This is a genomic window from Pseudomonas sp. CG7 (assembly GCF_023701885.1).
GTDB classification, from domain to species: domain Bacteria; phylum Pseudomonadota; class Gammaproteobacteria; order Pseudomonadales; family Pseudomonadaceae; genus Aquipseudomonas; species Aquipseudomonas zanjanensis.
In genome coordinates, this window is record NZ_JABAEE010000036.1 from 54080 (window position 1) to 62305 (window position 8226).

Consider the following 8226-nt stretch of genomic DNA (forward strand, 5'->3'; position numbering starts at 1 on the left):
GAGCGAGGCTGCGATCTTTTTCCAGACACTTGAACCTCAAGCGAAAGATCAAAAGATCGTCCGAACGCGGCCCGAGCCTTCGCCAGCTCCTACAGAGCCCAGCGGGAGCAAGCTCCCTCGCCACGGGTTTGTCGATTGCCTTAAGAGAACAGCCTTGCAAACGCGAGCGGGCTTTTACTCGCGGGGGGCGACGACTAAGGCGCCGCCTGGTTCATCAAGGAAAAGCCGAAGGTATTGAAGCCATTTTCGCTGTGGGCGAACACACGCCCGCCGTGCATGGACGCCACCGCTCGCACGATGGAAAGGCCCAGGCCATGGTGCGCATCGCTTCGCGCCCGGGCGGCGTCGGCGCGATAGAAACGCTCGAACAAACGCTCCAGGTGCACCGTGTCGATGGGCTCGCCGGCATTGGAAACGCTCACCTCGACCTGCGTGCCGTCGCCAACCAGGCTGACCTGGATGGTGCTGGCCGGCACCGCATGGCGCGCCGCGTTCTGTATCAAATTGGCCAGGGAACGGTGAAAAAGGCGTCGGTCGATGCTCACGCGCATGTCGCCTTCGATCACCACGCTCAGTTGTTTGTCGTGCAGCACCGGCTCCAGGTACTCCACCGTCTTCGACGCCTCTTCATACAGCGAGACATCACTGAGTTCGGTGGCCCGCTGCCCGCTTTCCGCCCCGGCGAGGAACAACATGTCGTTGACGATGCCGCCCATCCGTTCCAGCTCTTCGAGGTTCGATTGCAGCAAGTCCTGGAGCTCACCCACATCTCGTCCATGGGCCAAGGCCACCTGGGTCTGGCCGATCAGGTTGGTCAGGGGTGTCCGCAACTCGTGGGCGACATTGGCGTTGAACCCTTCGAGCTGACACCACGCCGCTTCCTGGCGCGCCAGGGCGCCGTTGAACGACACCGCCAATTCCTGCAATTCCGCGGGCAACGCCTCAGTGTCCAGCCGCTGCTTCGAATCCCCCGGCGGCAGGCTATTGGCCTGACGGCTCAAGCGCCGCACCGGCCCGAGGCCGAAACGCGCGATCCAGTAACCGAGCAGCGCAACCAGGCCGATGCCCAACGCCGAGGTCAAGATCAGTATCTTGGTGAAATGGTTCAGGGTCTTCCTGAACGGCGTCGAGTCCAATCCCACGATGAAGCGCAGCTCCGGGCGATTGCCCATGGCGGGAATGGTCTTGAGCAAAACCATCATGGGGCACTCACGCTCTCGCCCAGGCAATTGGAGGCTGAAGAGTCCATCGGCGCGCTTGGACCAATCCTGGCCGTCCGGCATCGCCCCGCCATAGCTGAAGGCCGGGTTATCCACCAGAATCCAATAACGGACCCGTTCATCCGCGGGCGTCAGGCCGTCGAGCTTCTGGCGCAAGCCGACCCAGAACGTCGGCGAATCGTATTTCGCCAGCACCGGGTCCAGCACCGAATGGCGCAGGACCAGTTCGTTCTGCATCTGTTCATCGAGCGATTGCTTCAAGGACGAACGCAGCAGTGTCGCGCTGATCGACATGATCAGCAGGACAGCGAGGGCAAACATCAGGGCCAGCCGCTTGGCGATGGAAATCTTCATCACGACGCACCACTTTGCCTGCCAGGTTCTTCCCGGCTTTCCAGCACATACCCCATGCCGCGGACGGTATGCAGCAGCTTGCGCGGATACGGCGCGTCCACCTTGGCGCGCACGCGCTTGATCGCGACCTCCACCACATTGGCGTCGCTGTCGAAATTCATGTCCCAGACCTGCTCGGCAATCATCAGCTTGGACAGAATCTCGCCCTGATGTCGCGCCAACAGGCTCAACAGACAGAACTCCTTGGCCGTCAGGTCCAGCCTCAGCCCACCCCGGGTCACCTTGCGTGCTTGCAGGTCGACCTCCAGATCGTCGATGCGCAAATGCGTCAGGTCGGCCGTGTCACCGGCGCGGCGACGGATCAAGGCCTGGACGCGCGCGACCAGTTCGGCAAATGAAAATGGTTTGCCCAGGTAATCATCGGCGCCCTCGCGTAACCCTCGAATGCGGTCATCCACGGTTCCCCTGGCGGACAACATGATGACCGGGGTTTTCTTGTGCAGGCGCAGCCCTTGCAGCACGTCGTAGCCGTCCTTGCCCGGCAGCATCACATCCAGGATCACCACGTCGTAATCCCATTCCAGCGCGTAATGCAGGCCATCGATGCCATTAGTGGCAACGTCGACGATGTAGCCGAGCTCGGTCAAGCCACGATGGACGTAGGAGGAGGTTTTTTCTTCATCCTCGACAATGAGCAGGCGCATCAGGTGACTCCTCTACGGAAGCAAGGCAACCCAGTGAGTCTAGGCAGTGAAGGTGTCTGGAGGCTGACGGCTTCCTGACATTTTTGTCAGAAAGTCATTCAGAGACTGTTAACCACTCTCAGGGGGGCGTGCCAGAGTTGACGGAGCAAGCTCCAGGAATAATCGTCTGCCTTATCAATAACCCGTACTCCCCTTGACCCGGACACAAGTGATAACAATCAATCGTGAAATGGAGGAAGATCCGACGCTACCTCAGTTCCCCATGTTTTCAGCCAACTTCTAATCTCAGCACCAGTCAAATGCTCGCCCGTTTCTTTGTAGGCGTTCCACGAAACCAACGCCTCACGCTTGAAGCTTTTCCGCACTACCTCTCGCGCTACAAGCCGAGGAAGAACTTCTCGCATACAGCAGCGCACTGAACGTTGCTGGGTGTTCGGCAATTGCTGGGTACGGGATGTCAGATCCTCATCAGTTTTGATCGACGTAGTCATGCTTGGCCTCTCCATTTTTCATTTGAGTCACCTCGTGTAGCTGCGGATCGCCATGTTCATCGTTCTTTATTCGAATTTAGAATTATTGATATAGCTAACGAAACTAAGCAAATGACCTTTCAGTCACCTATCTTGACCTCAATATCTGCCAATCTGGCTGACGCCGGAACGTTACCCAACGGCCCAGAGGCGCCATCAAACGGCGCCGGACCAACGTTCATCCGCAGGATACGGATCCGCTCGTACGTTCACATTGATTGAAAACCGCAAGACCGATAAGGAGATCACCCCTGTGGTGGATGTACAGCAATCATTGGATTCAATTTCCCCTGGCATCTCCCCTGGCGACGACCCTTACGGCGCCACCTTCCTTGCAACGGCCCACTGACACCCAAACAAGAGCCAAAGGAAGTCGTTCATGGCAATCACGCAAAACAGCCGTCTGGTGCAGGTCGACAGTCCGCTCGGCGGCGATGTCCTGGTGCTGCAGGGCATGGAAGGCAGCGAAGAACTGGGGCGGTTGTTTCACTACGAATTGGACCTGACGTCCGAAGATCGGGCGATCACGTTCGATCAATTGCTGGGCAAGCCGATGGGCCTGACCCTGGAACTGTATGACGGCGGCAAACGCTACTTCCACGGCATCGTCTGCAGTTGTCGGCAGTTGACCGGGCACGGTCAATTCGCTGGCTACCGCGTCAGCCTGCGCCCCTGGTTCTGGCTGCTCACGCGCACCTCCGATTGCCGGATTTTCCAGAACAAGACGGTGCCGGACATCATCAAGCAGGTGTTCCGCGACCTCGGCTTCTCCGATTTCGAAGACAGCCTGAGCGGCAGCTACCGCGAGTGGGAGTATTGCGTGCAGTACCGCGAAACCAGCTTCGACTTCGTCAGTCGGCTGATGGAGCAGGAAGGCATCTATTACTACTTTCGCCATGAAAAGGGCCGTCACGTGCTGGTCCTCGCCGATGCCTATGGCGCTCATTCCACGGCGGCGAACTATGCCTCGGTGCCCTTCTACCCGCCCGATCGGCAAATGCGCGAGCGCGATCATTTCTACGACTGGCAACTGGCGCGGGAAGTACAGCCCGGCTCACTGGCGCTGAACGACTATGACTTCCTGCGCCCACGCGCCAGCCTTGAGGTGCGTTCCAGCGTACCGCGCAACCACACCAACGCCGACTACCCGCTCTACGACTACCCCGGTGAATACGTCCAGAGCAACGATGGCGATCACTACGCGCGGACCCGCATCGAAGCCATTCACAGCCAGTTCGAGCGTGTGCAATTGCGTGGCCGCGCCCGCGGGATCGGTTGCGGTCATCTGTTCACGCTGACGGGTTACGACCGCGAGGATCAGAACCGCGAGTACCTGGTGGTGATCGCCCGTTATCAGATTCGTCAGGACGCCTACGAAAGCGGGCAGTCGGAGGTCGCCGAACAGTTCGTCAGCGAGCTGGACTGCATGGATGCCAACCAGACCTTCCGCCCCCTGCCCCTCACGCCAATGCCCATCGTCCGAGGGCCGCAGACTGCCGTGGTGGTGGGGCCCAGTGGCGAGGAGATCTGGACCGATCAATATGGCCGGGTCAAAGTGCACTTTCATTGGGATCGTCATGACCAGTCCAACGAAAACAGCTCCTGCTGGATTCGCGTGTCCCAGGCCTGGGCCGGCAAGAACTGGGGCTCCGTGCAACTTCCGCGGATCGGCCAGGAAGTCATCGTCAGTTTCCTCGAAGGCGATCCGGATCGACCGATCATCACCGGCCGCGTCTACAACGCCGAACAGACCGTGCCCTACGCGCTGCCCGCCAATGCCACCCAGAGCGGGACGAAAAGCCGTTCAAGCAAGTGCGGCTCACCGGCGAACTTCAATGAAATCCGCATGGAGGATAAAAAAGGCGCCGAACAGCTGTTTATCCACGCCGAGAAGAACCAGGACATCGAAGTCGAGAACGACGAGACCCACTGGGTCGGCCACGACCGCCGCAAGACCATCGCCAACGACGAAACCGTGCACGTCAAGCACGACCGCACCGAGACCGTCGACAACAACGAAACCATCACCATCGGTGTAGACCGCAAGGAAAAGGTCGGCAATAACGAAACCATCTCCATCGGTGTGAACCGCACCGAGGATGTCGGTAGCGACGAGAAAATCTCCATCGGCGCCAATCGCACCGAGAACGTGGGCAGCAACGAGACCATCACTATCGGCGCCGACCGCACGGAAAAGGTCGGTGCCAACGAGACGATCACCATCGTCAGCAACCGCACCGAGGACGTAGGCGGCAACGAAACGATCGGTATCAAGGGCAACCGTAACGAAACGGTCCAGGGCAACGAAGGGATCGAGATCAACGGCAACCAGAGTACCCAGATCGGCCAGAACGAATCCCGCGACGTCACCCAGAACCGCAGCACCAACATCAAGCAGAACGACACCCTGGACGTCGGCAAGCATTTCGCCCTCACCGCTGGCGACTCCATCAGCCTGACCACGGGCGCGGCCAGCATCACCCTGAAGAAGGACGGCACCATTGTGATCAGCGGCAAGAACATTACCATCGACGGCTCCGGCGCCATCAACATCAAGGCGAACAAGAACGTTGTCGTCAAAGGCCAGAAAATCCTGCAGAACTAGCCACGGAGTGGGCGCCATGACCGTTGAATATCATTTACCCGCTGCCTCTACCGCCACCCCCGCCCGCGTCGATGGCGTCGTGATCGGGGTGCTGCTGGATGTGCCCAGTGCAGATGCGCCGGTGGTGGCCTTCCCGGGCTGCCCCGGCGAAACCGGCCTCGCCGCGCGCACCACCACGCCGCTCTCCCGTGAAGACATCGGCGCCCAGGTCGCCCTGATGTTCGAGGCCGGCGACCTGAGCCGACCGCTGGTGATCGGTCGCATCCAGCGCCTGCCGCACACCACGACGCCAGCCGTCGCCCACTTGGACGGCGAACGCCTGGAGTTTACGGCAGAGCGGGAAATCGTCCTGCGCTGTGGCAAGGCGAGCATCACCCTCACGCGCGAGGGCAAGGTGCTGATTCGAGGGACCTACCTCTCGAACCGGTCATCCGGCGTGAACCGTATCAAGGGCGGTTCGGTGCAGATCAACTAGGCAGGTAGTCGACTCATGGAACTGCTCAACGCCAGCAAACTGCTTGCTGCCTACACACAAGGCCTGGAGCCTGATGGCCGTGAATCCCTGGTGATCGTGGCCAAAGGCACTTTCAATTTGCCGCTGGATGGCCGTGCGGCAACACTCGCCGACACTCAGCAACCGCTGCTGATGGCCGATACTTTCTTGGGCGAGCCGGGGCTCAGCGCCCCACTGCAGGAAATGGACTTCGCCCCGATCAAGCCGTTCTGCGATGTGCTGGTACGCGGCAAGGCCTACGCCCCGGGCGGGCGGCCCGTGACGCAGTTGGCCGCAGGCATTCGCATCGGTCAGATGAGCAAGGCCTTTTCCGTCCTCGGCCCGCGACAATGGCAACCGGGGCTATTGGGGGTTTCACCCGGTTTACCGCAGCCTTTTACCGAGCAGGACATCTCCTATGCCCAGGCCTACGGAGGTTCCCATCCCATGGCCAAGAATCCGGAGATGCGTCATTGCTACCCGGACAACCCAAGCGGTTGCGGTTGGTTCCCAGGCAGCATCGACAGTGCTGAAGTCGCTTACACGCCAATGCCGAATACGGAGGAACTGGGCAAGCCGATCGACAGCCCCTCCGGCGACTTCCGCCCCATGGCTCTCGGCCCCCTGGGTCGCAGCTGGCCGCAACGCGCCCGCTTTGCCGGTACGTACGACGAAGCCTGGTTGGCCGACAGTTTTCCGTTTCTGCCGCAGGATTTCGACAGCCGCTACTTTCAGGCGGCCCCTGACGATCAGCAGATTCCCTACCTGCGTGGCGGCGAGGAGGTGCTACTGCTCAACCTCACGCCCCGGGAGCGCGCGAGCTTTCGCATCCCCGAAATGGACGGGCCGGGGACCTTCTTTCTGAAAAAAGGCGGTCATGAAACTGTGCAGGCGGTGATCGACACCCTGCTGGTCGACACAGACGCGGGCCAGGTGCAACTGACCTGGCGTATCTCCCGTCCGCTGCGGCGCAACCTCTTCGAGATCGCTCAGGTGCTGGTCGGCACGATGTCCAGGGGCTGGTGGCGCGCCCGTGAACTGGGCAAGGATTATTACCCGTCGCTCTCCTCCCTGGTAAAAGCCAGGCGCGCTCCCGAGGAGACGGACGGATGACCGCCCTTTGCATCATCGGCTCCGGCATGGTCAGCGCCGTTGGCCTCAGCGCACCCGCGAGCTGCGCGGCGATCCGCTGCGCCATCGACAACTTCCAGGAAACCCGTTTCATCGACCGAGGTGGCGAATGGCTGATCGCGGCCAGCGTCCCGCTGGAACAGCCCTGGCGCGGCCGCACCAAGTTGATCAAGTTGGGCGCCCGCGCCATCGCCGAGGCGTTACAGAGCACTCCCGGGGTCGACACGGAAAAGACCCCGTTGCTGCTGGGCGTGGCCGAAGCCGAACGCCCCGGCCGCCTGGAGGGCCTGGATCGAACACTGTTGCAGGACATCGAAGCTGAACTGGGCCTGCGCTTTCATCCAGACTCCAATATCATCGCCCGCGGCCGAGTCAGCGCTGCCGTGGCCCTGCTCAATGCACGTACGTTGATCTACCAAGGCGGCCATCGCCACGTACTGATTGCTGGCGTCGACTCCTTCTTGAACGGACCGACGCTGGCCGCTTTCGAAGCACGCGAACGCCTGCTCACCAGCCAGAACTCCCACGGATTTATCCCCGGCGAAGGCGCCGCCGCCGTGGTCCTGGCCGCCCCCGTTGCCAGCGAAGACCCGCAATTGGCCTGCAGCGGCCTGGGGTTCGGCGTGGAGAAGGCCACCGTGGAGGCCGAAGACATTCCCCTGCGCGCCGAAGGCCTGACCCAAGCCGTACGAGCGGCCCTGAGCGAAGCCGGCTGTGGGTTGGAGCAAATGGATTATCGGCTTACCGACATCTCCGGCGAACAGTACTACTTCAAGGAGGCCTCCCTGGCCCTGAGCCGGACCCTGCGCGTGCGCAAGGAATTCTTCCATCTCTGGCACCCGGCCGACTGCATCGGCGAAGTCGGCGCTGCCATCGGCCCGGCCATGCTCGCCGTGGCGTTGGCCGCCAGCCGCAAGGGCTATGGCGAAGGTCCGAATATCTTCTATCACCTTGGTAACGACGCCGGCGAACGCGCCGTCGCCCTGCTCAGCTACCAGATCGTGAGGGCCGCCTGATGGCCAACGAAGTCTTCGCCAACAATATGGAGGTTTCCTGCAAGGCGGCCGATGGCAAGTCGATCGCCTGCTTCCCGGATGTCTGCTTCACCCCAGTCTCATATACACATCTGACGCTGCCCACGAAGAGGAAACGGGAGATCTAGGTGGGCCCCGTAGCAATAAAAAAACGA

7 protein-coding genes and 1 pseudogene are annotated in these 8226 nt (G+C 61.0%); 5 read left to right on the forward strand and 3 right to left on the reverse strand.

Annotation, left to right across the window (positions count from 1 at the left end):
- Positions 1 to 194: 194 nt before the first annotated feature.
- The 3 genes from HGO40_RS16210 to HGO40_RS16220 all read right to left on the reverse strand — a co-directional run bounded on the left by HGO40_RS16210 (position 195) and on the right by HGO40_RS16220 (position 2769).
- The gene (locus HGO40_RS16210; protein WP_250963837.1) at positions 195 to 1574 is read right to left on the reverse strand and encodes a heavy metal sensor histidine kinase; all 1380 of its coding nucleotides are present in this window, start codon (positions 1572 to 1574) and stop codon (positions 195 to 197) included.
- Complete coding sequence (locus tag HGO40_RS16215) at positions 1574 to 2278, reverse strand: heavy metal response regulator transcription factor (RefSeq protein WP_250963838.1); 705 nt, start codon at positions 2276 to 2278, stop codon at positions 1574 to 1576. Before HGO40_RS16215 ends, HGO40_RS16210 begins: the two co-directional genes overlap by 1 nt.
- A 218-nt stretch (positions 2279 to 2496) precedes the next feature.
- Positions 2497 to 2769 carry a CopG family transcriptional regulator gene (locus HGO40_RS16220; protein ID WP_250963839.1) on the reverse strand — a complete coding sequence of 91 codons (273 nt, stop codon included), beginning with the start codon at positions 2767 to 2769 and terminating at the stop codon, positions 2497 to 2499.
- Between the two features lie 418 nt (positions 2770 to 3187).
- Between HGO40_RS16220 and HGO40_RS16225 the strand changes: the two genes are divergently transcribed.
- The 5 genes and pseudogenes from HGO40_RS16225 to HGO40_RS16245 form a co-directional block, all read left to right on the forward strand.
- A complete protein-coding gene (locus HGO40_RS16225; protein ID WP_250963840.1) occupies positions 3188 to 5413 on the forward strand; it encodes a type VI secretion system Vgr family protein in 2226 nt (741 codons plus the stop codon).
- Between the two features lie 16 nt (positions 5414 to 5429).
- Positions 5430 to 5888, forward strand: a complete 459-nt coding sequence (locus HGO40_RS16230) for a DUF6484 domain-containing protein (protein ID WP_250963841.1) — start codon at positions 5430 to 5432, stop codon at positions 5886 to 5888.
- Between the two features lie 15 nt (positions 5889 to 5903).
- Positions 5904 to 7019 carry a DUF2169 family type VI secretion system accessory protein gene (locus HGO40_RS16235; RefSeq protein WP_250963842.1) on the forward strand — a complete coding sequence of 372 codons (1116 nt, stop codon included), beginning with the start codon at positions 5904 to 5906 and terminating at the stop codon, positions 7017 to 7019.
- Complete coding sequence (locus HGO40_RS16240; protein ID WP_250963843.1) at positions 7016 to 8053, forward strand: hypothetical protein; 1038 nt, start codon at positions 7016 to 7018, stop codon at positions 8051 to 8053. Before HGO40_RS16235 ends, HGO40_RS16240 begins: the two co-directional genes overlap by 4 nt.
- Positions 8053 to 8148: pseudogene (locus tag HGO40_RS16245) on the forward strand (hypothetical protein); the annotation flags it as partial. The gene HGO40_RS16240 and the pseudogene HGO40_RS16245, both read left to right, overlap by 1 nt.
- Positions 8149 to 8226: the final 78 nt, after the last annotated feature.